Raw genomic sequence first — 25671 nt, forward strand, 5'->3', positions numbered from 1 at the left:
CAGCATGCGCGGCGCGAGACCGGTCCAGACGTTGCCGGTGCCGCCGTTCACGCGGACGTAGCCGCTCGCGTACGGCAGCGGGCCGTCCTGGAGGAGATGGCCGCCCGCCAGGAAGCCGGGGGTCCCGTCGGTGCCGACGACATCCGTGACCTCGGGCCACGGGGCCGCCGGATGGGCCCGGTACGGGAGACCGGGCGTCGGTTCGCCCTCGTCCGCGGCGCCCGCCTCCAGGACCAGGACCCGCCGCCCGCGACCGCCGAGGTGGTGCGCCACGAGCGAGCCCGCGACACCGGCGCCGACGACGATCACGTCGTACCGCGTCACCGACGGCTCCCGCCGCCCGGGTCCGCCGGTCCGCCGGCCCGCGCCCAACTCCCGTACCCCTCCGGCTCGCTGGCGGGAGCCTTCAGGCCGGCCGCCCTCCACACCAGACCCTCCGCCTGGGCGCGCGGGGACACCAGGACGGGCGGCGGGCCCGGCCAGCTGCCCGTGTACCAGAGGTACGTCACGGCTCGGGCCGCCTCCCGCAGCTCGCCGTCGACGCGGTCGTCCAGGACCTCGTACGGTTCCCGCAGCTCGTCGAGGAGTCGCGCGTACCGCTCCGCACCGAGGCGCTGCGCGGCGAACGCCCGGTAGACCTCGGTCAGTCCGGTGGCCTCCAGGTCCGCGTCGTCGAAACCGGTCAGCCGCGCCGACACGGCGCTGAAGCGATGTGTCTCGTCTGTGATGGGCACGCGGGCATCGGTGCCCCGCCACCTCCGGCCCCATGCGACGCACCCACGGGAACGGCTTGATCACGACACCGGTCGGGCCGGTCAAGCCCTCGCACGGCTGGTGCCGGTCGACCTGCCGTTCGACACCCGTTCACACGGCAACCCGTCGGAAGCCGGCCGGTGTTCGGCGTCGGCCGCGACCCTCGTCTCGCCCGGTCACCACACCCCCACCCCTCCCAGGACGGACACCGTGCCCGAAGTTCGCGCTCCCCGAAGGCGGCGTCGCCTCCCTCGCCGCCCCGTCGTCGTCGGGGCGGCCCTGGCCGCCGCCGCGACGCTGCTCGCGCCCGCCGCCCACGCGGCGCCGGCCGACGACATCCGCATCAACGAGGTGGTGACGACCGGCGGCGTCGACGACTCCGTCGAGCTGTTCAACAAGGGCACCGCCACGGTCGACCTCTCGGGCTGGATCCTCAAGGACGACAACAACGGCTCGAGGTACACGGTGCCGTCCGGGACATCGCTCGCCCCGGGCGCGGCCCGCGCCTTCGACGTGGCCGGTTCGTTCGGCCTCGGCTCCAGCGACAAGGCCCGGCTCTACCTGCCCGACGGCAGCACCCTGGTCGACAGCTTCGGCTGGACCAGCCACTCCAACCCGTCCTGGTCGCGGTGTCCCGACGGCACCGGCGCCTTCGGCAAGGCGGCCCTGACGCTCGGCGCGCCGAACGCCTGCGGCTCCGGCGGCGGCACGGGCCCGGTGCCCTGGCCCGGCGCCGGCACCGTGACGACCGCCGACGGCACGAACGTCTTCGGCCAGGACCTCAGCGGCCTGTTCCAGGAAGGCCCCGTGCTGTGGGGCGCGCAGAACTCCGGCAAGCTGTGGCGGCTGGTCCGTGACGGCTCCGGCGGCTGGCAGCCCGACACCACGAACGGCTGGACCTCCGGCAAGACCCTGCGCTACCCCGACGGCACCGGCAGCCCCGACAGCGAGGCCGTCACCCTGACCGACGCGGGCGCCGCCGGTGGCGCGTACGTCGCGACCGAGCGCAACGGCGACGCCTCCGGCACCAGCCGGCTGTCCGTCCTGCGCTACGACGTCACCACCGGCACCGTCAGTGGCCTGACCGCCACGAAGGAATGGAACCTGACCGCCGGCCTGCCGGCCGTGGGCTCCAACCTCGGCTTCGAGGCCATCACCTGGATCCCGGACACCACGCTCACCGCCGCCGGCTTCACGGACGAGTCGACCGGCGCGGCCTACGACCCGAACCGGTACGGCGCCCACACCGGTGGCGTCTTCCTCCTCGGTGTCGAGGGCACCGCCACGGTCTACGCCTACGTGCTCCAGGACAGTGGCGCCGCCACCAGGATCGCCACCGTCGCCAGCGGCATGTCCGGCGTGATGGAGCTCCAGTGGGAGCCGCAGGCCGCGCGGCTGTGGGTGGTCTGTGACGACACCTGCTCCGGCCTGCACCGCACCATGAAGATCGGCACCGACGGCACCTTCACCCTCACCGCCGGCTACGACCGCCCGAGCGGCATGCCGAACATCAACAACGAGGGCTTCGCGCTCGCCGGCGCCGACGAGTGCGTCGGCGGCAGCAAGCCCGTGTACTGGTCCGACGACAGCAACACCAACGGCCACGCTCTGCGCAGGGGCACCGTCAGCTGCTGAGCCCCGGACCCGTGCCACCCGCACCACCCGGTGCGATCCGCCCGCCCCACCACCGTCCCACCGGGTGGTGGGGCGGCGTGATTCCGCGCCCGTTTCACCAGGCGGGACCCACTGACCTCACGCGCACACCCGCGTTCCCACGGAGCGCGAATCGGCCAGGTTGGCGGGTTTGACCGGCATCATGAGGGGAATGGTCCGGCCTCAGTGGCATAGGCAACTGGCAGTGGTCGTGGGACTGTAGCTCGGATCGCCGGCTTGATCGTCGGCCCGATCGTCGGGGAGAAGGAGGTTGATCCGTCATGACCGTGAGTGCCGTGGAGCTCCCGGAGCTGTGGATGCCCTATCCGGTACGAGGCAATCCGTATCTGCCGGGTCTGCGTGCGGAGAGCGAGACCTGGGCGCGTGAGATGGGCATGCTGGACGGTGACGAAGGGCCGTCGGCCGGCCGCGCGATCTGGACCAGAGCCCAGTTTCACGCCATGACCGTGGACCAGCTGACCGCCTGGACCCTTCCCGACGCCGCACCGGCCGACCTCCGGCTCAACCACCGCTTCAACATCTGGGCGCTGGCCTGGGACGACTACTTCGCGGCCACGTTCAAGCGGACGGGCGACCTCCCCGCCGCGCTGGAATTCACCGCCCGGCTCCACTCCTTCCTGCAGCCGGAGCCCGGCGCGCGTTTACCGGAACCCGTGAACGCCGTCGAGCGGGGAATCGCGGATCTGCAGCGGAACCTCTTCCCGCCCAGACTGGCGCACTGGCGGCGCGAGTTCAACAGCGCCCTGGCGAAATACATCGACGCCGGAGTACTGGAACTCGCCAACAGCCTCAGTGGGCGTGTTCCCGATCTGATCGAGTACGCGCCGTTCCGGCGGGAAAGCTTCGCCGCGTACACCGCCCCCTATTCCGTCGAACTCTCCACCGGCGCGCGAATACCCGAGAAGATCCGGCACAACCGTGTCGTCCGCGGCCTGCTCGACGCCTTCATGGACGTCATGGGACTGGCGAACGACATCGCCTCCTACGAACGGGAGGTCCACGAGGAGCACGACGTCAATAACCTCGTCGTCGTCATCGGAACCTCCCTGGGCATCCCCCTCCACGAGGCCGTGCCCGCAGCCGTCCACCTGGTGAACGCCCGCATGCGCGACTTCGAGCGCCTCGGGCACGGCGAACTCCCCCTGCTCGTGCGGCGATCCGGGCTGCACCGGGACGAGCAGGACGAACTGGACGCGTGGCTCCGCGGAGCCTGCGGCTTCCTGTCCGGACTCCACGCCTGGTACACCGGGGCACCCCGCTACGTACCGGCCGACGCCTCCGTCCCGGAGCAGCACCGACGGGATGCCGGTGAACGCTCGCCGGCACCCCCTTCGCCCGTGGCGCGCCTATCGCCGTAGCAGGAGACGTCCGAGGCGCGTCCACCACCGGGTACGGGACGCCGGTGGCCGCGCGGTCACCGGGCCGGCCTCAGGCCACGGCGCCGCCGACGCCGGCCCGGGGCTCTGCGCGGGCGGGGCCGGCAACGGGGCCGGCACGTCCGGCGCCCTGGGCGGACGGGCGGCGAAGGTCACGGGCAGTGCCGTCAGGTGCCGGGCCCAGGTGGTGGAGCGCCAGCTGAGGTCCTCCTCCGGGACGGCCAGGACGATGTCGGGCAGCCGGGTGAGGAGGATGTCGATGCCGGTGTCGGCGATGATGCGGCCGATGTCCTGCCCGGGGCACTCGTGGTTGCCTGCGCTGAAGGACAGATGCGCCCGGTTGTGGTGCACCGGCGCCGCGGCGTCGGGACGGATCGCCTCGTCGACGTTCCCGGCGGCCAGGCCGAGGAGCAGCATGTCCCCGGCCTTGATCCGCTGCCCGCCGAGGGTGGTGTCGCTGTTGGCCCAGCGCCCCGGACACACCATCAGCGGCGGCTCGTCCCACAGGACCTGCTCCACCGCCTCGGGCAGCGTCATCTGGCCACCGGCGAGCGATCCGCGGAAGCGCGGGTCGGTGACCACCATGCGCAGCACGTTGGACATGAGGTTGGCGGTCGTCTCGTAGCCGGCGAGCAGGATGAGCCGCAGGTGGTGCTTGACCTCCTCGTCGGTGAGGCCGGCCGGATGCGCGAGCAGCGCGGACGCGATGTCCTGTCCGGGGCGGACCCGCTTCTCGACGACGAGCCGCTCCAGGCACTCGAGCACGTAGGCGTTGCTGGCGAGCGACGTCTCGGTGGCCTTGAACAGGTCCCGGGCGGCGTGCACGAGCGCCGGTCCGGACTCGTCCGACATCCCGAGCAGACGGGTGAGGGTGAGCATCGGCAGGTGCTCGGTGAACTGGCCCACCAGCTCCACCTCGCCGTCCTCGCAGAACCCGTCGATCAGCTGGTGGGCGAAGCGCGTGATGTGCCGGCGGACGCCGCGGTGGTCGAACTGGTCGAGGCCGGCCGTGACCGCCCCGCGCAGCCGCTGGTGCTCCTCGCCGTCCGCGCACACACAGTCCGGACGCCACCCGATCATCGGCACGAGCGGCGAGGTGGCGGGGTCGATCTCCCCGCTCGTCCAGCCGTGCCAGACCCGGGGGTCGCGGGAGAACTGGGTGGAGCGGGTCGCCACGTCACGGTTCTCGAGGTAGCCGAGGACGAGCCAGGCGCGGACGTCGCCGTCGAGCAGCACCGGCGCCACCGGGCCGTGCTCGGCGCGCAGCTTCTCGTACAGACCCATGGGATCCGTCGCCGCGGCGTCGCCGTAGAGCCGCGTGGTTCCCCCGGGTCCCGCGGCCGTGTGCGCCGGGCAGCCCGGTGGCGGGGACGACTCGGGGGTGAGGGTGGTGGGTTCGGGTGGAACGGTCATGCGGTCTCCTGAGCGGCGAGGGTGCACAGGTAGACCATCAGCGAGAGCAGGGCGTCACGGCAGGACGCCCGGTCGCGTGCGTCACAGGTGACGATGGGGACGGATTCGCTGAGGGCCAGTGCGGTGCGCAGTTCTGGTACGGGGTACTGGGGAGCGTCCGGGAAGGTGTTGACGGCGACGACGAACGGGACCCGGCGGTCCTCGAGGCGGGTGATGACCTCGAAACAGACCTCGACCCGGCGGGTGTCGACGAGGACGACGGCGCCGAGCGCGCCCTCGAAGATCCCGTTCCACAGGAACCAGAAGCGTTCCTGTCCCGGGGTGCCGAAGAGGTAGAGGATCAGCTCCCGGTTGATGCTGATCCGGCCGAAGTCCATCGCGACGGTCGTGGTGTTCTTGCCCGCGACGCCGGGATTGTCGTCGATCCCGACGCCCGCCTGGGTCATGCGTTCCTCGGTGGTCAGCGGCGGGATCTCGCTCACCGAACCGACCATGGTCGTCTTGCCGACGCCGAAGCCGCCGACGATCACGACCTTGACGCCTCTGGAGCCGTGCGGCAGCAGCAGGTCGGTGCCGCCCGCGCCCGGCGCGGGCGCGTCAGAGCTTACGTAGTCCATGGATCACCGCCTCCAGTAGGCCGCGGTCGGGGTACGCCGCGACGGGCACGGGTGCAATGGCCTCGACACGTTCGTCCTCGACGAGTTGGGACAACAACACGGTGACGACGCTGAACGGCAGGCTGAGGTGCGCGGACACCTCGGCCACCGACAGCGGGTACTCGCACATCGAGAGGATCGCCGCCTGCTCGGGCTGCATCGCGGGGTCGGGCTGGGCCCTGGACGCGATCAGCGTGACGAGGTCGAACGCCTTGGCCAGGGAATCCGGGCCACCGGTAATGACGTAGAGCGGAACGGGAGTGCCTTCGTCCCAGCGGGACTGGTTCTCCGATGTCACATCGCCTGCCGGACGTCATCACGGGGCGGGCTGGTCATGTGCTGGCCGATCCGCACGACCAGGGTCCGCATGCGGTCGCCGAGCAGTCCGGCGTCGACCTCGGCGTCGGCGAGCACCGCGAGGTACGCCCCGGGGCCGGCCGCCATCATGGAGAAGTACCCGCCGTCGGCCTCGATCCCGACCATCCGCGTCGAGCCGTCCCCGTGCGGGAACATCTGCGCGATGGCCTTGGCGAGGCTCTGGATGCCGGAGCAGGCGGCCGCGATGGCGTCGGCGGTGTCGGGAGCCGTGTTCGCCTGTCCGATGCACAGGCCGTCGGACGACAGGACGACGACGTGCCGTACGTGCGGGACGCCGCCCAGGAGCTCCGTGAGCATCCAGTCGATGTTGGGCAGTGGCTGCATGTTAATCGACCTCATCTGACGGCTTGCTGTCGGACGGCTGGCTGGGTGGAGCGGTGGGTTCGGCGGCTGTGCGCCGCTCGCCGTTGAACGCCTCCCACATCAGACCCGGTTGGGGGGACGACGTGCCGGAGGGCCGCCGGGTGACGGGCGGAGCCGTGCCGGGCGCGGGGGGCGTGCGGACGAGCGGCGTCGGTACGGGGGACTCCCGGCGCCGCCGGGGGAGCCCGTTGACGGTCGTGCCGGTCTCACCGGCGTCCGGCACGGCGTCGACCGGGACGGCGGGCGCGGGCGCGGGTGCCGGTGCCGGTACGGGCGCGGGCGCCGACAGGGGCCGCGTACGGATCGGGCCGCCCGGGTGCTTGCGGACGGGCTGCGGGGTCCGCACGAGGGGCTGGGGAACCGTGGTGATCAGGCGCCGGGGGACGAGCACGACGGCCCGTACGCCGCCGTAGGCGGAGGTGCGCAGATCGACCACGCAGCCGTGCTCGCGGGCCAGCCGGCTCACGACGGGCAGGCCGAGCTGGGTCACCTCGCCCAGGCCCGACATCAGGTTGCCCCGTGCCGCCTGCGCCATGACGCGCTCGATGCGGTGGCGGACCTCCTCGGTGAGTCCGACCCCGCGGTCCTCGATCTCGATCGCGACGCCGGTGGGCACCTCGCTCGCGGTCACCTCGACCGGGGTGTGCGGCGGCGAGAACGTGGTGGCGTTGTCGAGCAGTTCGGCGAGCAGGTGGATCAGCGGCTCGGCGCCGGGGCCGATCACGGCCACCTCCGTCACCGACTGCAGCTTCACGCGCGGGAAGTCGACGATGCGGGACATGGCGCCGCGCAGCACGTCGTAGAGCGGGATCGCCCTCGACCACTGGCGCCCGGGCCGGGCGTCGCCCAGGACCGCGATGCTGGCGGCGAGGCGGCCGATCAGGGCGTTGCGGTGGTCGATGCCCTGCAGGCCGCGGGAGACCACGAGGTCCGTGCCGTGCAGGATCTGCATGGCGTGGAGGTCCTTGGCGAGCTGGTGCACGATCGCCTGCATCCGGCGGGCGACCGCCACCAGGGCCCGCTGGGAGGAGTCCCGGGTGCTCTCCTCGGTCTCCACGGCTTCGAGGAGCGTCCGCAGGGCTTCTCGGAGCGCCTCGGCGAACTCGGGGTCGAGATGTTCCCCGAAGGCGGCCGAGTGCAGGATCTCCGAGGCGGGTTCGCCCTTCTTCAGGCGGGCGACGGCCGCCGGCAGGAGCGACTCGGCCATCCACACGGTGGTGGACCGCTGATCGGCCAGACGCCCGAGCAGCGCGGCCTCGCGCCCCGCGTAGTACTCCTGGGTGTCGGCGGACGCCCGCGCGTACCGGACCGCCTCCGCCGACCGCAGCCGGTGCACGGTCGCGGCCGAGGTGACGACCGTCAGGGCGACCGCGGCGAGTCCGTACCAGGCGAGCGGTGACCGTATCTGCGCCGGGGAGAAGAGCAGCCCTATGGCGAGGGCGACAGCCAGGGTTCCGGGAGGGATGAGCCAAACCGGAGCCACTGCACGCGGCAGGGCTCTGGAAGTCGAACCTGCACGAACCATCAAGGGGGTCCCTAAACAGTCTGGAAATGAGCGGACTGCGGCGCCTGATTCAGCGTTCATGACTCGCTGTGAGCGCAGCGCAACACATGTGGGGAGCATAGTCAGTTCGGGTTTGACTTGTGACCTCGATGGAGGGGAAGCCTCCATCAATCAATTCAGGATCATGAAGAGGTGAATTGTGATCTGAAATTGAAAGCAAATGATCAGAATGCGACGCCTGATGAGTGATGCTCGCGCGGGTCGGCGAGTGGCTGGGCCGCCGCGCGGAAGGCCCGGCCGATACTCCGGCCATGACACCAGCCCGTACCACCTCGCGGTCGCGCCTCGCCCTCGTCACCGCCCTCACGCTCGTCGCCCTCGGCGCCCCGGTCACGAGCGCCGGCGGCGCGACGGGCGAGGGCGGCGGCCACCACCGGAACTGCACCGGTTCGCGACCGCCTCACCACGGCCCGGCCGCCGAGATCCTGCGGATCGCCGAGAAGGCCAGGAAGGACATGGACCTCAAGTCCGTCATCCTGCGGGTCTCCGTCGACGGCCGCGAGGTGATCACCACCGCGCTCGGCGAGTCCATGACCGGCGTCCCGGCCGACCCCGCCATGCACTTCCGCAACGGCAACATCGCGATCAGCTACCTGGGCACGGCCCTCCTGCGCCTGGTCGACCAGGGCCGGGTCGGTCTCGACGACACGGTCGAGCGCTGGCTGCCCGGCCTGCCGCACGCCGAGAAGATCACCCTGCGCATGCTGGGCGCGTCCACCACCGGCCTCGTCGACTACGTCCGCCTCCCCGCGTTCCAGAAGGCCGTCGGCGCCAACCCGTTCCGCCAGTGGACGGCCGACGAGGTGGTGGACCTCGCGACCCATGAGGACCGCTGGTACGACCCCGGGACCAACTGGAGCTACTCCCACGCCAACTTCGTCCTCCTCGGCGCCGCCCTCGAGAAGATCACCGGGACCCGCCTGGACCACCTGATCCGGCAGGAGGTCACCGGCCCGCTCGGGCTGCGCGAGACCCGCAACGCCTACACCCCCGACATCCCGGAACCCGTCCTGCACGCCTTCGACTCCGACCGCGGGATCTACGAGGAGTCGACCTTCTGGAACCCCTCCTGGACCACCGCTCCCGGCGCGGTCGAGACCACCGACATCTGCGACCTCGAACGCTCGGCCGGCGGCCTCGGCTCCGGCGAGCTGCTCTCCCCGTCCTCGTACCGGGAACTGCTGAACCCCGGGACGGTGGGCCTCGGCCACCCCACCAAGAAGTGCCCTTCGAACGTCTGTCTGAAGCAGACCGAAGCCACCCACGACGGCCTGGGCATCCTCGTCCTCGGCGACTGGATCTCCCAGCACCCGCTCTTCTTCGGCTACTCCGCGTCCATGGCCTACCTGCCGTCCGAGCGCCTGTCCATCGCCGTCTCGACCACGCAGGGCCCCCATAGCGGCGACGGCCACACCGCCCATCTGATCACCCAGCGCATCGCGGCCGCCCTGACCCCCGGACACCCGATCCCCGACTTCGGCTAGGGCGGGCCGGCCCCCTCCGACGGCTGTGGCGCGCTACGGCCGCGGCGCGAGCCGCTCGACCGCGACGAGCGCCGCGTCGTCGCCCAGGTGGCCGCCCGCGTACGCCTGGAGGTCGGCCCGCAGACGGCCCAGCAGCGTCGTCGGGTCGTCCCCCGCCCAGGCCGCGAGCCGCTCCGCCAGCGGGTAGAAGGCGCGCGAGTGGTCGCGGGCCTCGACGACGCCGTCGGTGTACAGCAGCAGCACGTCGCCGACGCCGAAGGGGAAGGTCTCCACCGTCACATCGGGGGAGAGGACGTCGGACAGTCCCAGCGGGGGGCTCGCGTCGGCCGAGTCGAGCGTGACCACCCGCCCGTCGCGCAGGAGCAGCGGCGGCGGGTGGCCGCAGTTCACGAGCCGCACCACCGGCTCGCGGTCCGGGATGTCGAGCACCAGCGCGGTGACGAAGGCCTCGTCCGTGTGGGCCGCCGCCTCCTCGGCCGCGGATCCCGTCCCCTGTGCCCCGGCGTCCTCCTCCTCCGCCGAGCCGACGCCCTCCTCCAGGTGCCCGATGAGGTCCGGCAGCTCGGGCTCGCGGCGGGCGGTGACCCGGAAGGCGCCCAGGACGAGTGACGCCTCGCTGATCGCGTCGAGCCCCTTGCCCCTGGCGTCCCCGATCAGCAGCCGGGTCCCGTCCGCCGTACGGGCCGCCGCGTACAGGTCGCCGCCCATCTGCGCCTCCTCCTCGGCCGCCAGGTACACCGAGGCGATGCGCAGCGGGCCGGACCGCTGGGGGAGGGGGCGCAGGACGACGTTCTGAGCGGCGTGGGCGATGGACCGCAGCCGGGTCATCCGGCTCTCGTCCCGCTCCCGCAGATGGGCGAAGAAGGTCGCGATGACCGAGATCAGCACCAGCGCGACGATCTGGTACGTGTGGTTCAGGTCCGTGAGGGTCGTCCGCGTGACCGCCACCACCGTCTGGGCGAGGACCGCGACCGCACCGACGAAGGCCGTCATGCGCGGGCCCGCGAAGGACGCCGTCACCGCCGGCGCGGCGATCAGGAACGGCCCCAGATGGACGTCGGGAGGGGCCAGGACGTCCACCACGGTGACCGCCACGATGAGCGCGAAGGACGCGGCGAGCAGCAGCCGGTGCCGGGGACGGCCGGGCGCGGAGCTTCGCTGGCGGGGGTCCATGTGAAAGGCATACCTCAGGCGGCGGGGCATGTCCTGTCGCCGGGCCACCGGCGCGGTGCGGAGCGCCGGGGACGCGGCCGCGCGGGCGGGCGACGCGACGCGGCTTTCCGTGTTCGGTTGACCACGCAATCGGCGGACGGCAAGCTGAGCGCCAGTCAATTCGTGTGACGTGGGGGAGAATTGAGCGGGACAGCACATCACATCGGGCCGGACTCGGCGCCCGATCGGTACCGCCTGCTGCGTTCCATCGGTCGAGGTGGCGAGGCCGTGCTCTATCTCGCGGAGATCGAGCTGGCGGGCGGGACGGAGCCCGTCGTCGTCAAGGTGCTCGACTCCAAGACGACGATCACGCCCGAGCTGTTCGAGCGGGCGAGCCAGAAGTGGAACGAGCAGGCCGAGCTGCTGCGCTTCGTCCACCGCCCCGGCGTCGTCGGCGTGCGGGAGCACTTCCAGGGGCCGCCGATCCACCGGCCCGGCGAGGCGGGCACGCTCAGCGGGCGGGCGCTCGTCCTGGTCATGAACCATGTCGACGGCCTCGACCTGCGCGACTGGCGGGACGAGCGCACCCTCGCCACCCCCGCCGAGCGCCGCGAGGTCATGCGGACGCTCGAACAGCTCGCCGACGTCCTCGACTGGCTGCACTCGGGCAAGGCCACCCCCTCCGGCCGCACCGTCGTCCACGGCGACCTCTCGCCCGGCAACGTGATGGTCGACCGGCACGGCCAGGCCACGCTCGTCGACTTCGGTCTGAGCAAGCTGACCGCCGACCACCAGACCGCCGAGGTCTGGTTCACTCCCGGGTACGCGGCGCCCGAGGTCTTCGAGGGCAAGCGGACGCCCGGCTCCGACCGGTACGCGTTCGGCGCGATCACCTACTTCCTGCTCAGCGGGCAGGCCCCGCCGCCCGCGCCCGAACAGCTGGCGCAGGCGTTCCTGTCCCTCCCGCAGATCGCCGCCCTGCCGGCCGAGCAGCAGGGCCGGATCGCCGCGATCACCGCCGCCGATCCCGACCGGCGCCCGCTGAGCCTCTCGGCCTGGGTGAAGGACGTACGGCACGGGGTGGCGTCCACGACCACCGCGTCCCGGTCCGCGGGCGTCCAGGACGCCGTCCCGCCGGCCCCTGCGGCCGCACCGCCGCCGCCTGCCGGTCCGCCCCCGGCCGCCGCCGCGCCCCCGGCCGGCTTCGGACCGGCGTACGCGCCTTCGCCGCCGGGCGCGGGGGTTCCGGCCGGCGGGACGCCCACCGCGGGCATGCCGCAGTACGGGGCGACCGCGGCCACGCCGACGCCCACGTCCGAGCGGCCGCGCCGCAGGCGCCGCGGCCTGCTCGTCGGAGCCGTCGCCGGGGTCGTGCTGATCGCCGTCGTCGCCGTCGCCGGCGTCCGGCTCCTCGGCGACAGGAAGCAGGACGACCCCGCCAAGTCCGCGGACGCCCCGTCCAGCTCGGCCCCCGCCACCACCGAGCCCACCCCGGATCCGACCACCGAGAGCCCCACGTCCGACCCCAGCGACACGCCCGGCGACACCGGGACCGCCGACCCGGACACGTCCGGCAGTCCGTCCTACGACCCGGGCTCGCTGCCCGACGTGCCCGTGGCGGACCTGACCACGCTGTCGTCGGTCAGCGAGCCCGACTCCTTCACGGTCGGCCCCGCCAAGATCAATACCAAGGAGTACGGGACGGCGCTGCTCGGCGACTGCTACAACGGCGCGTACGTCGAGTACGACCTGAACCGCGAGTGACAGACGTTCGAGTTCACCGCGGGCATCGACGACGGATCGAAGATCGAGACGGCCCGCATCGTGGTCTCCGTGGACGACCAGCCGGCCCTGTTCAACGAGACCGTGCAGCTCGGCAAGCCCATCTCCCGCACCCTGAAGATCACCGGGGCACTCCGGCTGCGCCTGAAGGTCGAGTCCTCCTCCTGCTCCGACGAGGGCAACGGCGTCATCGCCGCGCCGACGCTGCGCCGCTAGGAGCAGCCGTCACCCCGGGCATCCGGGCCCTGCTTGTCGCGGCGCGGATGCCGTCTCATATTTCGGCGCCGCAGGCTTGACCTATCGGCCTGCGGCGACGTACTTTCGGCGAACCGACTCGTGAGCCGTGGAAAGGGGGCGAAGTCGGATGTCGATCTTCTCCGACCTGCACCGCCTCGCTCTGCGGACCGCCTGGGTTCCGGGTCGCGTCGCGCACGGCTGCTGAGCAGCCCTTTTCCGGTGTGCCCTCTTGCGGCCCCGGCATTTTCTGATTTCTGTCATCTGATTTCTGGCATCTGACTTCTGTCACCGTTTCCGCACATCCACAGCGCCTCCCCGCGTACCGGTGTGTGATCCGGGTTCCTGAGCTGCGCCAGCGAAATAGAAGGCTCCTTAAATGGCGACTAGGCTAAATCGAACGACCGTGCACCGAAATGGGGACATGTCATGGTAGAGGCACGGATCACGGTCAATGGGAAAGAAGCACCGATCTCACCTGCTTCGCCCCACACGACGGTCCTCGACTTCCTGCGCGACCGAGGCCTGACCGGCACCAAGGAAGGCTGTGCCGAGGGCGAGTGCGGCGCGTGTTCGGTCCTGGTCGCCCGTCCCGGAGTGAACAAGCCCACCGACTGGGTGGCGGTCAACGCCTGTCTGGTGCCGGTCGCGGCGCTCGACGGTCAGGAGATCGTCACCGCCGAGGGCCTCGCCACGCCCGGCGAGGACGGCACACCGCCCACGCTGCACCCGGTGCAGGAGGAGATGGCAGTCCGCGGTGGCTCCCAGTGCGGCTACTGCACGCCGGGATTCATCTGCAGCATGGCGTCGGAGTACTACCGGCCCGACCGCTGCGCGCACGGCGAGCCGGACGCGGACGGCGCTGACGGCGTCGACGCCGAGCACGGCCCGAACGGCTTCGACCTGCACTCGCTGAGCGGAAACCTCTGTCGCTGTACCGGCTACCGGCCGATCCGCGACGCCGCCTTCGCCGTCGGCGAGCCCGCCGAGGACGACCCCTTCGCGCAGCGGCGCGACCAGGAGCCGCCCGCTCCGGTCGCCACCGACTACACCCGGGACGGCAGCACGTTCCTGCGGCCCGCCACCCTCGGCGAGGCGCTGCAGGTGCTGCGCGAGCGGCCCGACGCGGTGCTGGTCTCCGGCAGCACCGACTTCGGCGTCGAGGTGAACATCCGTTCCCGCCGCGCGAGTTGCGTGGTCGCCATCGACCGGCTGCCCGAACTGCGCGAGCTGCGCGTCGAGTCCGACCACATCGAGATCGGCGCGGCCGTCACGCTCACCGAGATCGAGCGCCGCCTGGACGGCGAAGTCCCGCTGCTCGCCGAGCTGTTCCCGCAGTTCGCCTCCCGGCTCATCCGTAACAGCGCCACCCTCGGCGGCAACCTCGGTACCGGCTCCCCGATCGGTGACAGCCCGCCGGTGCTGCTCGCGCTCGAGGCGTCGCTGGTGCTCGCCGGCGCCGACGGCGAGCGCGTGGTCCCGCTGGCGGAGTACTTCACCGGCTACCGGCAGAGCGTGCGCCGCCCCGACGAGCTGATCCGCGCCGTGCGCGTCCCGCTGCCGCTGTCGCCCGTAACGGCCTTCCACAAGATCGCCAAGCGCCGCTTCGACGACATCTCCAGCGTCGCGGTCGCCTTCGCGCTCGACATCGAGGACGGCATCGTCCGCAAGGCGCGCATCGGCCTGGGCGGCGTGGCCGCCACCCCGATCCGCGCGCTCGCCACCGAGGCCGCCCTGGAGGGCAGGCCGTGGTCGGCGGAGACCGTCGAGGCCGCGGCCCGCGAGCTGCGCTCCGAGGGCACGCCGATGGACGACCACCGCGCCAGCGCCCTCTACCGCTCCGCGATGCTCGGCCAGAGCCTGAAGAAGCTGTACGCCCAGACCACCGAGGCGGTGTCGTCATGAGTCATCTGTCCGAGCGTCCCGAGAAGCCCGTCGTCGGCGTATCGATGCCGCACGAGAGCGCCAACCTGCACGTCACCGGCACCGCGCTCTACACCGACGACCTGGTCTACCGGACCAAGGACGTCCTGCACGCCTACCCGGTCCAGGTCATGAAGGCGCACGGCCGGATCACCGCGCTGCGCACCGAGCCCGCGCTCGCCGTGCCCGGTGTGGTCCGCGTGCTGACCGGCGCCGACGTGCCCGGCGTCAACGACGCCGGCATGAAGCACGACGAGCCGCTCTTCCCCGACGAGGTCATGTTCCACGGCCACGCCGTGGCCTGGGTGCTCGGCGAGACCCTGGAGGCGGCCCGGCTCGGTGCGGCGGCCGTCGAGGTGGAGCTCGACGAGCTGCCCTCGCTGATCACGCTGCAGGACGCGATCGAGGCCGAGAGCTTCCACGGCGCCCGGCCCCTGATGGAGACCGGTGACATCGACGCCGGCTTCGCCGACTCCGCGCACGTGATCACCGGCGAGTTCCAGTTCTCCGGCCAGGAGCACTTCTACCTCGAGACCCACGCGGCGCTGGCCCAGGTCGACGAGAACGGCCAGGTGTTCATCCAGAGCAGCACCCAGCACCCGTCGGAGACGCAGGAGATCGTCTCGCACGTGCTCGGCGTGCCCGCCCACGAGGTGACGGTGCAGTGCCTGCGGATGGGCGGCGGCTTCGGCGGCAAGGAGATGCAGCCGCACGGCTTCGCGGCCATCGCCGCGCTCGGCGCCAAGCTGACCGGCCGGCCCGTCCGCTTCCGGTTCAACCGGACCCAGGACCTCACCATGTCCGGCAAGCGGCACGGCTTCCACGCCACGTGGAAGATCGGCTTCGACGCCGAGGGCCGCATCCAGGCCCTCGACGCCACGCTGACCGCGGACGGCGGCTGGAGCCTGGACCTGTCCGAGCCGGTGCTCGCCCGCGCGCTGTGCCACATCGACAACACGTACTGGATCCCCAACGCGCGCGTCGCCGGTCGCATCGCGAAGACCAACACGGTCTCGAACACCGCCTTCCGCGGCTTCGGCGGACCCCAGGGCATGCTGGTCATCGAGGACATCCTCGGCCGCTGCGCGCCGCAGCTCGGCCTGGACCCCATGGAGCTGCGGGAGCGCAACTTCTACCAGCCGGGCCAGGGCCAGACGACGCCGTACGGCCAGCCGGTCACGCAGGCCGAGCGGATCTCCACCGTCTGGCAGCAGGTCCAGAACGAGGCCGGCATCGCCGACCGCAAGCGCGAGATCGCGGCCTTCAACGCCGCGCACCCGAACACCAAGCGGGCGCTCGCGATCACCGGCATCAAGTTCGGCATCTCGTTCAACCTCACCGCCTTCAACCAGGGCGGCGCGCTGGTGCTGATCTACAAGGACGGCTCCGTCCTGATCAACCACGGCGGCACCGAGATGGGCCAGGGCCTGCACACCAAGATGATGCAGGTGGCCGCGACCACGCTGGGCATCCCGCTGCACAAGGTGCGCCTCGCCCCGACGCGTACCGACAAGGTGCCCAACACCTCCGCCACCGCGGCCAGCTCCGGCGCGGACCTCAACGGCGGGGCGATCAAGAACGCCTGTGAGCAGCTGCGCGACCGCCTGCTGCAGGTGGCCGCGAGCCAGCTGGGCGGGAACGCCTCGGACGTCCGCATCGTCGAGGGCGTCGCCCGCGTCCTGGGCAGCGACAAGGAGCTGGCCTGGGACGACCTGGTGCACACCGCGTACTTCCAGCGGGTGCAGCTGTCGGCCGCCGGCTACTACCGGACCGAGGGGCTGCACTGGGACGCGAAGTCCTTCCGCGGCTCCCCGTTCAAGTACTTCGCCCACGGCGCTGCCGCGACCGAGGTGGAGGTGGACGGCTTCACCGGCGCGTACCGCATCCGGCGCGTCGACATCGTGCACGACGTCGGCGACAGCCTGTCCCCGATGATCGACATCGGTCAGGTCGAGGGCGGTTTCGTGCAGGGCGCGGGCTGGCTGACGCTGGAGGACCTGCGCTGGGACACCAGCGACGGCCCCAACCGCGGCCGGCTGCTGACCCAGGCCGCGAGCACGTACAAGCTGCCGAGCTTCTCCGAGATGCCGGAGGAGTTCAACGTCACGCTGCTGGAGAACGCCACCGAAGAGGGCGCCGTGTACGGCTCCAAGGCCGTGGGCGAGCCGCCGCTCATGCTGGCGTTCTCGGTGCGGGAGGCGCTGCGGCAGGCCGCCGCGGCGTTCGGACCCGCCGGCGTCAGCGTCGACCTCGCCTGCCCGGCGACGCCGGAGGCGGTGTACTGGGCCGTCGAGGCGGCCCGTGAGAGCGACGTGCGGGGCAGCGAGCCCCGTGCGGAAGCAAACGCCCTGAGCCATGCCTGACATGACCTGGGTCGCCGCGGTCGCGCGGTTGCGAGCTCGCCGGGAACCCGGCGTGCTCGTGACCGTCGCGACCGTGCGCGGTCACGCACCACGCAAGGCCGGCGCCAAGCTCGTCGTGGGCCGGACCGGGGCCTGGGGCTCCATCGGCGGCGGCAACATCGAGGCCGTCGCGATCGACCGGGCCCGCGAGCTGATCGAGAAGTCCGACGCGGAGCCGGAGCTCATGGAGTTCGCCCTGAACGACAAGGTCACCGGCCGGCACGGGGTGCAGTGCTGCGGCGGCGCCGTCTCCGTCTTCCTCGAACCGCTGCCGGTGGTCCCGGCGGTGGCGATCTTCGGCATCGGGCACGTCGGCCTCGAACTGGCCCGCCTCCTGGCCCGCCACGACATCGACCTGCATCTGACGGACAGCCGCGCCGAGATGCTCGCCGAGGAACGGCTCGACGTGCTCACGGCGGACGCGGTCGCGCAGGTCCACGTGCACCACACCCCCCTCCTCCCGGAGGAGGTGCTCGAAGAGCTGGCACCCGGCACCCACGTCCTGATCATGACCCACGACCACGCCGAGGACGCCGCGCTCTGCGACGCCGCCCTGCGGACCCCGGGTCTCGGCTCGATCGGCCTGATCGGCTCGGCCGCCAAGTGGACGCGCTTCCGCCAGCGCCTGGCCAACGAGGGCGGCCACGACGCCGCCACCATCGACCGGATCAAGACCCCGATCGGCCTCTCCGGGATCACCGGCAAGGAACCCGCCACGATCGCGGTGAGCGTCGCGGCCGACCTGCTCCTGACCTTCGAGCGCGAGAACCGCTGACCTCCCCCCGTCGCGGAGGCCGGGGAGCCTGCGGACCGGCGGGAGAGGAGTGCCCGCTTCCGATTCGATCAAGGGGCGACCTGTGGCGTAAACCGGTGACCGGCCCGTGTGCGACGTACGCGGCCGTCGGTCACTGAGCTCAGGAGTTCCCCGGATGCGTTTCGGTCTGCTCGGCCCTCTCACGGTGCACGGTGCCGCCGGTCCTCTGGTCATCGGCAGTACGAAGGTCCGGACCGTCCTGGGCATTCTGCTCCTGAGGCGCGGCCGGGTGGTCTCCGCCGACGAGCTCAGGACCGCGCTGTGGGGAACCGCCCCGCCCGCGACGGCGGCGAGTTCGCTCCACAACCACGTCGCGCGGCTGCGCAGGGCACTGGGACCGGACGATGCCGGCCGCCTCCGGTCGGTCCCGACCGGATACGTCCTGGACGTGGCGCACGGCGCGCTCGACAGCGACGCGCACGAGGACCTGCTGAGCACCGCCCGGGCCGCCCGGCTCCGCGAGGACTGGGAGGACGTACGCCGTGCGTGCGTGTCCGCGCTGGCACTGTGGCGGGGAAGCCCGCTCGCGGACCTGCCCGGACTCGGCCACAGTCCGCTGTACGGGCCGGGTCTCCAGGCCCTGGACGAGGCCAGGCTCGTCGCCCTCGAATGGCGCTGCGAGGCCGATCTGCGGCTCGGCCGGTACGAGGCCCTGGCCGCCGAGCTGCCCACGATCACGGAGCAGTACCCGCTGCGGGAGGGCTTCCACCGCCATCTGATGATCGCGCTGCACCGCACCGACCGCCAGGCGGAGGCCCTGGCGGTCTTCCACCGGCTCCGCGGAACCCTGGCCGACGAACTCGGCGTGGATCCCGGCCACGCCGTGCAGGAGGCGCTGGCGGAGATCCTGCGGGGCGCCGACGGCCACGCCCGGCCCGCGAGGAGGGCCGCGCCCACCCCGCGCGATGCCGCACCGGGTCCGGCGGAGACCGCCGGCGCCCGCCGCGGTCCGGTGCCCGCCGGAGGCCGTATACCCGCCCAACTTCCCCCCGCCTCCCGCTACTTCTCGGGCCGGCGGGCGGAGCTCGCCCGGCTCGACGCGCTGCTCGACGACGCCCGCCGGCCCGGTGGCAGCGGTCCGATCGTGCTCTCCGGCCCCGGGGGCGTGGGCAAGACGACCCTCGCGGTGCACTGGGCGCACCGGGTCCGCGCGGACTTCCCCGACGGGCAGCTCCATCTCGACCTGCGCGGCTTCGGGCCCGAGGGCTTCGCGGTCCCAGCGCACAGCGCCCTGCGGAGCCTCCTTGAAGGGCTCGGCGTCCCCAGGGCCCGGATGCCGGCATCCCCGGAGGCCCGCACCGCCCTCTTCCGCACGCTGACCGACGGACGCCGCCTGCTGATCCTGCTCGACAACGCCCGCGACGCCGCACACGTACGGCCGCTGCTGCCGGGATCGGCGACCAGCCTGACCCTCGTGACGAGCAGGGACCAGCTCCTCGGCCTCGTCGCCGTCGAAGGCGCCCACCCCGTCACCCTGGACGTGCTGCCGCCCGACGAGGCGCGCGAGCTGCTCACCGCCCGCGTCGGCCACGACCGCGCCGCGGCCGACCCGCGCGCGGTCGACGAGGCCGTCGCGCTGACCGCGCGGCTCCCCCTGGCCCTGGCCGTGGTGGGCGCCCGTGCGGCGGTCATCCCCACTCTGTCCCTGAGCCGGCTCGTCGAACATCTGCGGCACGCCTGCGGTCTCGACGCCTTCGCCGGGAACGACGCCGTCAGCGACGTCCGCGCGGTGCTCTCCTGGTCCTACGAGACGCTGGGCCCCGCCACCGCCCGCCTCTTCCGCCTGCTCGCCGTCCACCCCGGGCCCAGCGTCACCGTGGCCCTGGCCGCCAGCCTCGCCGCCGTCCCACGGCCCCGAGCGCACGCGCTGCTGACCGAACTGGCCCAGGCCAACCTCGTCACCGAGGACGCGGACGGCCGGTACGCCTTCCACGACCTCCTGCGCGCCTTCGCGACGGAGCTCGGCGAACGGACCGACTCCGCGGCGAGCCGGCTCTCCGCGCTCAGACGCGTGACCGAGCACTGTCTCCGCACCGCCCAGCGGGGCGCCCTCCTCATGGATCCCCAGCTCGTCCCCCTCGATCTGCCCCCGAGGGCCGGACGGGGCGTGCGCCCCGAGCACCTCGCGGACGCCACGCAGGCCAGGGAATGGTTCGCGGCCGAACACGCGGCCCTGGTGCAGACCGTCTCCCGCGCCGGTGAGGCCGGTCTCGCCCTCGCGTGCTGGCAGCTGGCCCACGCACTGAAGACGCATCTGCTCTGGGGTGGGCACTGGGCGGACGGGGCGCTCGTCCAGACCGTCGCCCTGAAGGCGGCGGAGCGCCTGGGCGACCCGACGGCCCGGGCGCAGGCGCACCGCGAACTGGGCGCGGCCCTGCGCCGGAGCGCCCCGGAGGCCGAGGCCCATCTGCGCCGGGCACTCGACCTGTTCACCGCCGAGGGGGACCTGCTCGGCCAGGCGGACGTCCATCTCGACCTCGCGGGGCGGTACGAACGGCAGCAGTGCCCCGAGGAAGCGCTGCGCCACAACGAGCGGGCCCTCGCGCTCTTCCAGATCCTGGGCCACCGGAGCGGTGAGGCCAGAGCCCTGAACAACGTCGGCCGTGTCCACGCCCTGCTCGGCAACCACGCCGAAGCCCTGGCCATGTGCGACGCCGCCCGCGCGGTCTTCGAGGAGCTCGGCGACCGGCGCAGCCTGGCCCTGACCTGGGACGGCATCGGCGCGGTGCACCAGAGCTCGGGCGCCCCGGAGCGGGCGGCGCACTGTTTCCGGCTCGCGGCGGAGGCACTGCGCGAGGCCGGCTCCGCCTACGACGAGGCCGTCTCGCTCGACCACCTCGGCGACGCGGAGCAGGCGGCCGGTCGCTTTGGGGCGGCCCGGGAGGCATGGCGACGGGCCTCGGAGCTGCTCGAATCGCTCCGGCACGACGACGCCGAGGCCGTGCGCCGCAAGCTGGAGCACCGCTGACGACACCGTAAGTGCCGTTCGTTGGCGGGCTGTTGGTGATCCGTTGGACCGCACTGCGACGATCATGCGGACGGCCGCCGACAGCACCGCCGACGCCGTCGCCCTCAACGGAGCCGAGTGACGACGGAGCAGACCCAGCCCGTCCTCGCGGACCCGCGCGACGCGTCGGGTCCGCGAGGTGTGCCCGTCCGCCTCACCACGGATCACGGGTCGGCGGCGCATGCGGGACGGGCCGCGCGCCGGCGCTGTGATCGCGGCTCCCTTCGCCTCGTCACAGAAGGAACGACCAGTGCTATCCATACGAAGAGCCCGGGTACCGCTCGCGGCTCTGGCGAGCGGAGTCCTCGTCGCCGGACTGGTGCAGACCCAGTCCTGGGCCACGACACCGGACCCCGCCCCGCAAGCGGCGACGGCCTCCGTGTCCCCGGCCGCGGCCGGACCGGCCACGGTGGCTCCGGCCGCCCGCGACCAGGTCCTGGGCAAGGGTTGGCGGGAGTCCCGCGACCTCGCCTGGACCACGACCGGCGACGCCCGGGGATTCCATCTCCTGACCGCCCGCCGGCAGGACGGCTACACCTGGCGGACCACCGCCACCCTCTCGGAGCCCGGCTTCGACACGGACGCCTGGATCGGCAACGCGTGCGTCACCGGCTCCGGACGTCGCGCCGTCGTCGTCTACGCGCCCCGCACGTTCACGAACGACCAGCAGCTGATGTCCCGCGGCGGGTTCACCGCCATCGTCGACCTGCCCTCGGGCAAGGTCACCAAGCTCGACATCCAGGCCTCCCTCTCGTACTACAACCCCGGCTGCGGTACGGACGAGCGGGCGGTCCTGACCCAGTCGGGGACCGACGACCGGCCCGGCACACGCCTGGTCGTCGTCGACGCCGCGACCGGCGCCCTGGCGCCCGCCATCCTCTCCAAGCAGCAGCTCACCTCGGCGGTTCCGGCCCGGGCCGGACAGGTCGTGGCGGCGGACGGACCGCACGTCGTCGCCCTCGACCGGCAGGGCCGCAGCCGCGTCATCGCCGACACCGACGCCGTGCCCTACCGCCTCGCCGCCGACCGCGCCGGCGGCGTCGTCTTCCTCGACCGGGGCGTCGGCAAGGCCCGGGGAACGACACGCGTCAAGCGGGCGGACGACCCGCCGACGGCCCAGGCCTCCCGCACCGTACGGAAGCCCGCGGTGCTCGCCGAGGGCGGTCTGACGACCACCGGTCTCACCGCCGGCGCCGGAACCGTGTACGTCACCGGCGACACGAAGCAGACGGCCGCCGCGCTGCCCGACGTCGTCCGCCGCCTCCCGGGCGTCTCCAAGCAGACCGTCGTCACCACGCACGGCGACGCCTGGGTCACCTCGACCCGCTGGGCCGACGGCCTGGACTCGCGCGTCCGGCCGAAGGACGCCGGGCAGCCGCGCAGCGTGGACATCGCCATGACCGTGCCCGCCACGGGACGTACGGTGACGTTCACCGTCGACCCCACCGCCCGGCAGAGCGCGTACGCCGCCGACGGACGGCAGCCGTCACCGCGCCTCACCGCACCGCGCGGGAGGGCCCGCAAGCAGCTCACCGGCACGGCGGCGCACCTGGCGGCGAGCGACCCGGCCAACCCGGTCGAGGACGAGCGCACCTGCTCCGTCCCGCGCAACGACCCGCGCAACCAGGCCATGCAGCCCAAGCCGCGCCAGGTGGAGTGGGCCGTCGACCAGGCGATCACGGGCAACCTCAACCTGAAGATCTCCCGGCCCGCCAACTGGAAGAACCTGGGCATGCCGGCGTACCAGCCGCAGAGCCTCTTCCTGAACCCGGCACTCGACGGCGGCGGCAGGGTCCCGGCCCAGGTCCTCCTGGGCCTCGCCTCCCAGGAGTCCAACATGTGGCAGGCCGCCCGTACGGCCGTGCCCGGCGTCACCGCCAACCCCCTGATCGGCAACTACTACGGCATCAACCTGTACGACGCCGACACGGGCAACGACTGGGACGTCGACTGGTCCAAGGCCGACTGCGGATACGGCATCACCCAGGTCACCGACCACATGCGCATGGCCGGACGCGAGGACGGGCACGGCGGAGCCGCCTGGCCCTACGACACGCAGCGGGCCGTCGCCCTCGACTACGCCACCAACGTGGCCGCAGGCCTGCAGATCCTCGCCGGCAAGTGGAACGAGACGCGCGCCGCGGGCATGAAGCTGAACGACGGAGCACCGTCCCGGATCGAGAACTGGTACTACGCCCTGTGGGCGTACAACTCCGGCTTCCACCCCCAGAGCGAGGCGGACGCCAACAGCGGTGCCTGGGGCCTCGGCTGGTTCAACAACCCGGCCAACCCGGAATGGGACGCCGGACGGCTGCCCTTCATGGAGAACGCCTCGGGAGGCGATGACGCCACCGCCGCGGCCCATCCCCAGCTGTGGCCCTATCCCGAGAAGGTGCTGGGCTTCGCCGCCCACCCGCCGGCCTATCTGGAGTCGCCCGGCAAGATGGTGGCCGGGTTCCGCGCCGCCTGGTGGAACGGCACCACGGCCGGCGTGAACGTCGCGGGCAGCGCCCTCAACAACCGTGCGCGCGTCAAGCCGCCGGAGGACATGTTCTGCGACTTCTCCAACAACTGCTTCCCGAACCTCATCTCCGACTCGGCGAGCAACACCACCAACACCACGGGCCCCTGCGGCCGCGTCGACTTCAAGTGCTGGTGGAACAAGTCCGCGGTGTGGAAGACGGACTGCTCCTACAGCTGCGGCAACGAGTTCCTGCGCTTCAACAACACGTACCCGGAGGAGGCGGACGGCACGGCCTACCCGCCGCGCTGCGGGGACTCCGGCCTGCCGGCCAACGCGCTGATCGTCGACGACGTCCCCACCAACGTCCCGTCGATCCGGCCCGACTGCCCCAAGTACTGGGACAGCCAGGGCACCTTCACCTTCACGTTCTCCAACAACGGCACGGAGACGGCCTACCCGGGCAAGGTGGACACCCACCAGCTCGGCGCGGGTCTCGGCGGCCACTTCTACTTCTCCCACACCCGGCGGGACGACCCCATGGGGCAGCGCCTCAAGGTCACGGGCACCTGGAAGCTGGGTCCGGCCATCGAGAAGGAGGCGCGGGTCTGGGTGCACCTGCCCGACCACGGGGCGCAGACCAAGGAAGCCCGCTACGAGATCAAGACGGCGAGCGGCTGGGTTCTCCGCGTGATGTCCCAGCCCGGTGACGGCAACCGCTGGGTGAGCCTGGGCGCCTACAAGTTCAACGGCATCGCGCCCGAGGTGCGCCTCTCCACCATCACCGCCAACGGGACGGGAGACGAGGACATCGCATGGGACGCCGTGGCGTTCGAGCCCGGTGACTTCACGCACATGCCCGAGATCTCCATGCCCGATCCCGACCCGAACGTGCCGGAACCCGACTTCGAGAACCAGGTGCCGAGGATCGACCCGAACGGGATGACCTCGTTCCTCACGCCCCAGAGGAAGCAGTGCGGCCCCAAGAGCGCCCGCGGTGTGCAGGAGTGCGTCACGGTCCGCCCGATGACCGAGCAGGACCAGGCGCGTCTCGGCGCCCAGGGGAACCGTGCGGTCGCGACGGCTCCGTACCTGCAGGCGTGGTGCGACCCGACGAAGGTGTCCGGCTACGCGAGAACGCGTCTCGGGAGCTGCAACGTCGCGACGGTACTGGCGGAGTTCTCGGTGAACGGCTCGCCGATCGGCGTCGCCGAGTTCGCCATGGTTCACGAGTACCAGACGAAGAGCAAGTCCAAGTACTTCACCGAGATGCTGTCCCTGCAGGCGATCAACATTCCGCCGAGTCTCGGTGCCGTGACGCTCAAGGACTGGACGTCCGACTGCGCTCCCTACTGTGACACCTCGCCCGCGTCCTGGGACATGGTGACCGCATGGGCGCCCGGCGACACCCACATGGCACAGGGCGTTCGCTCCCACACCTGGACCAACACCAAGCTGGGCGACTGGAACAACATCGACATCTACTCGTCGCTCGACTTCACGGCGGCGACCGTGCCGAACGGCCAGGTCGTGAAGAAGGCCATGTGGCACCACCTCGGTGAGATCCGCTGTGACTCGCTCTTCCCCAAGAACAGCGAGGGCTGCGTCTTCCCGAAGTACACGCCCACCCTGTCCATCCCCACCAAGAAGTACCCGGCCGCCGCGGCCTACTACTGGCTGATCCGCGAGAAGCTGGCCGGCCACCCGGGCAGCACCAAGTACAACAAGCCGCTCCACAAGGAGGGCGTCGACACCGTCGCGGACCGGAACCGGGCCGTCGTCTGCGAGCTGGGCGGCGCGGGCATCGCCCTGAAGGGCAACACCCACCCGCTGGCCACGCCCGACACCAAGGGCGTCCAGTGCGACGAGTACCCCTTCGCGACGACCAAGGAGAGCGGCGGGCAGTCGCTGGACAACGGAACGACGTACGGCTCCGAATGCGCCAACCTGTACGCCAAGAAGGAGGCGAACGGCAGCTGGCACCTCTACAACGACGAACGCTTCTCCATTCCGTCGTGGAACGAGGTGTGTGCCCGGGCCTCCATGGCCGGAGCGCAGAACGAGGGTGCCGGAGCCACCGTGTCCGGCTTCGTGACGTCGCTGCGGATGCACGACAACGATCCGTACTTCGTCGAGTTCCCCGAACTCGAGGGCTGTGACCCCAACCTGTACTGCACCATTTCGTAGCACCGCGCGTGTGGAAGCCCCTGGCGGGCGCCCGGGTGTGTCGAACCC

At 72.0% G+C, this 25671-nt stretch carries 17 protein-coding genes; 10 read left to right on the top strand and 7 right to left on the bottom strand.

What is annotated here, in order from left to right:
* Positions 1 to 320: 320 nt before the first annotated feature.
* Entirely contained in the window at positions 321 to 734 is a 414-nt protein-coding gene (locus ACWEV0_RS07140) for a hypothetical protein (RefSeq protein ID WP_453147218.1), read from the bottom strand.
* Between the two features lie 229 nt (positions 735 to 963).
* Here ACWEV0_RS07140 and ACWEV0_RS07145 point away from each other — a divergent pair, with 229 nt between their 5' ends.
* Together ACWEV0_RS07145 and ACWEV0_RS07150 are read left to right on the top strand one after the other, a co-directional pair.
* Positions 964 to 2388: a lamin tail domain-containing protein gene (locus ACWEV0_RS07145; RefSeq protein WP_453147220.1), complete on the top strand. Its 1425-nt coding sequence runs from the start codon at positions 964 to 966 to the stop codon at positions 2386 to 2388.
* 299 nt (positions 2389 to 2687) lie between these two features.
* Complete coding sequence (locus ACWEV0_RS07150) at positions 2688 to 3785, top strand: terpene synthase family protein (RefSeq protein ID WP_453147222.1); 1098 nt, start codon at positions 2688 to 2690, stop codon at positions 3783 to 3785.
* Here the strand turns inward: ACWEV0_RS07150 and ACWEV0_RS07155 are convergent.
* Genes ACWEV0_RS07155 through ACWEV0_RS07175 form a run of 5 tightly spaced genes read right to left on the bottom strand, consistent with a single transcriptional unit; the run spans position 3774 to position 8096 of the window.
* Entirely contained in the window at positions 3774 to 5216 is a 1443-nt protein-coding gene (locus tag ACWEV0_RS07155) for a cytochrome P450 (protein WP_453147224.1), read from the bottom strand. The two genes, ACWEV0_RS07150 and ACWEV0_RS07155, sit on opposite strands and share 12 nt — an antisense overlap.
* Positions 5213 to 5833 carry a GTP-binding protein gene (locus tag ACWEV0_RS07160; RefSeq protein ID WP_453147225.1) on the bottom strand — a complete coding sequence of 207 codons (621 nt, stop codon included), beginning with the start codon at positions 5831 to 5833 and terminating at the stop codon, positions 5213 to 5215. The genes ACWEV0_RS07155 and ACWEV0_RS07160 overlap by 4 nt, the downstream gene beginning before the upstream one ends.
* Positions 5814 to 6170, bottom strand: a complete 357-nt coding sequence (locus tag ACWEV0_RS07165) for a DUF742 domain-containing protein (protein WP_453147227.1) — start codon at positions 6168 to 6170, stop codon at positions 5814 to 5816. The genes ACWEV0_RS07160 and ACWEV0_RS07165 overlap by 20 nt, the downstream gene beginning before the upstream one ends.
* Positions 6167 to 6574, bottom strand: a complete 408-nt coding sequence (locus tag ACWEV0_RS07170) for a roadblock/LC7 domain-containing protein (RefSeq protein WP_453147229.1) — start codon at positions 6572 to 6574, stop codon at positions 6167 to 6169. The genes ACWEV0_RS07165 and ACWEV0_RS07170 overlap by 4 nt, the downstream gene beginning before the upstream one ends.
* Before the next feature lies 1 nt (position 6575).
* On the bottom strand, positions 6576 to 8096 hold the full coding sequence (locus tag ACWEV0_RS07175) for a sensor histidine kinase (protein WP_453147231.1): 1521 nt from the start codon (positions 8094 to 8096) through the stop codon (positions 6576 to 6578).
* Between the two features lie 332 nt (positions 8097 to 8428).
* Here ACWEV0_RS07175 and ACWEV0_RS07180 point away from each other — a divergent pair, with 332 nt between their 5' ends.
* Positions 8429 to 9661, top strand: a complete 1233-nt coding sequence (locus ACWEV0_RS07180) for a serine hydrolase domain-containing protein (protein WP_453147233.1) — start codon at positions 8429 to 8431, stop codon at positions 9659 to 9661.
* Positions 9662 to 9694: 33 nt separating this feature from the next.
* On the opposite strand, the gene ACWEV0_RS07185 is transcribed toward ACWEV0_RS07180, so the two are convergent.
* Positions 9695 to 10834: a PP2C family protein-serine/threonine phosphatase gene (locus ACWEV0_RS07185; protein ID WP_453147235.1), complete on the bottom strand. Its 1140-nt coding sequence runs from the start codon at positions 10832 to 10834 to the stop codon at positions 9695 to 9697.
* A gap of 180 nt (positions 10835 to 11014) precedes the next feature.
* On the opposite strand from ACWEV0_RS07185, the gene ACWEV0_RS07190 reads away from it, so the two are divergent.
* From ACWEV0_RS07190 to ACWEV0_RS07220, 7 genes are all read left to right on the top strand, one after another.
* Positions 11015 to 12577, top strand: coding sequence for a serine/threonine protein kinase (locus ACWEV0_RS07190; protein WP_453147237.1), 1563 nt, complete (start codon positions 11015 to 11017; stop codon positions 12575 to 12577).
* 69 nt (positions 12578 to 12646) lie between these two features.
* The gene (locus ACWEV0_RS07195; protein WP_453147239.1) at positions 12647 to 12811 is read left to right on the top strand and encodes a hypothetical protein; all 165 of its coding nucleotides are present in this window, start codon (positions 12647 to 12649) and stop codon (positions 12809 to 12811) included.
* 447 nt (positions 12812 to 13258) lie between these two features.
* Complete coding sequence (locus ACWEV0_RS07200) at positions 13259 to 14734, top strand: xanthine dehydrogenase small subunit (RefSeq protein WP_453147241.1); 1476 nt, start codon at positions 13259 to 13261, stop codon at positions 14732 to 14734.
* Positions 14731 to 17115 (top strand): xanthine dehydrogenase molybdopterin binding subunit, encoded by a 2385-nt coding sequence (gene xdhB / locus ACWEV0_RS07205; protein WP_453147243.1) that lies wholly within the window; start codon positions 14731 to 14733, stop codon positions 17113 to 17115. Before ACWEV0_RS07200 ends, xdhB begins: the two co-directional genes overlap by 4 nt.
* A 1-nt stretch (position 17116) precedes the next feature.
* Complete coding sequence (xdhC, locus tag ACWEV0_RS07210; protein WP_453147322.1) at positions 17117 to 17929, top strand: xanthine dehydrogenase accessory protein XdhC; 813 nt, start codon at positions 17117 to 17119, stop codon at positions 17927 to 17929.
* Positions 17930 to 18083: 154 nt separating this feature from the next.
* Positions 18084 to 20936, top strand: coding sequence for an AfsR/SARP family transcriptional regulator (locus ACWEV0_RS07215; protein WP_453147244.1), 2853 nt, complete (start codon positions 18084 to 18086; stop codon positions 20934 to 20936).
* A 289-nt stretch (positions 20937 to 21225) separates the two neighbouring features.
* On the top strand, positions 21226 to 25623 hold the full coding sequence (locus ACWEV0_RS07220; protein ID WP_453147245.1) for a hypothetical protein: 4398 nt from the start codon (positions 21226 to 21228) through the stop codon (positions 25621 to 25623).
* The last annotated feature ends 48 nt before the right edge of the window (positions 25624 to 25671 follow it).

The sequence above is a fragment of the Streptomyces sp. NPDC003943 genome, from assembly GCF_053605265.1.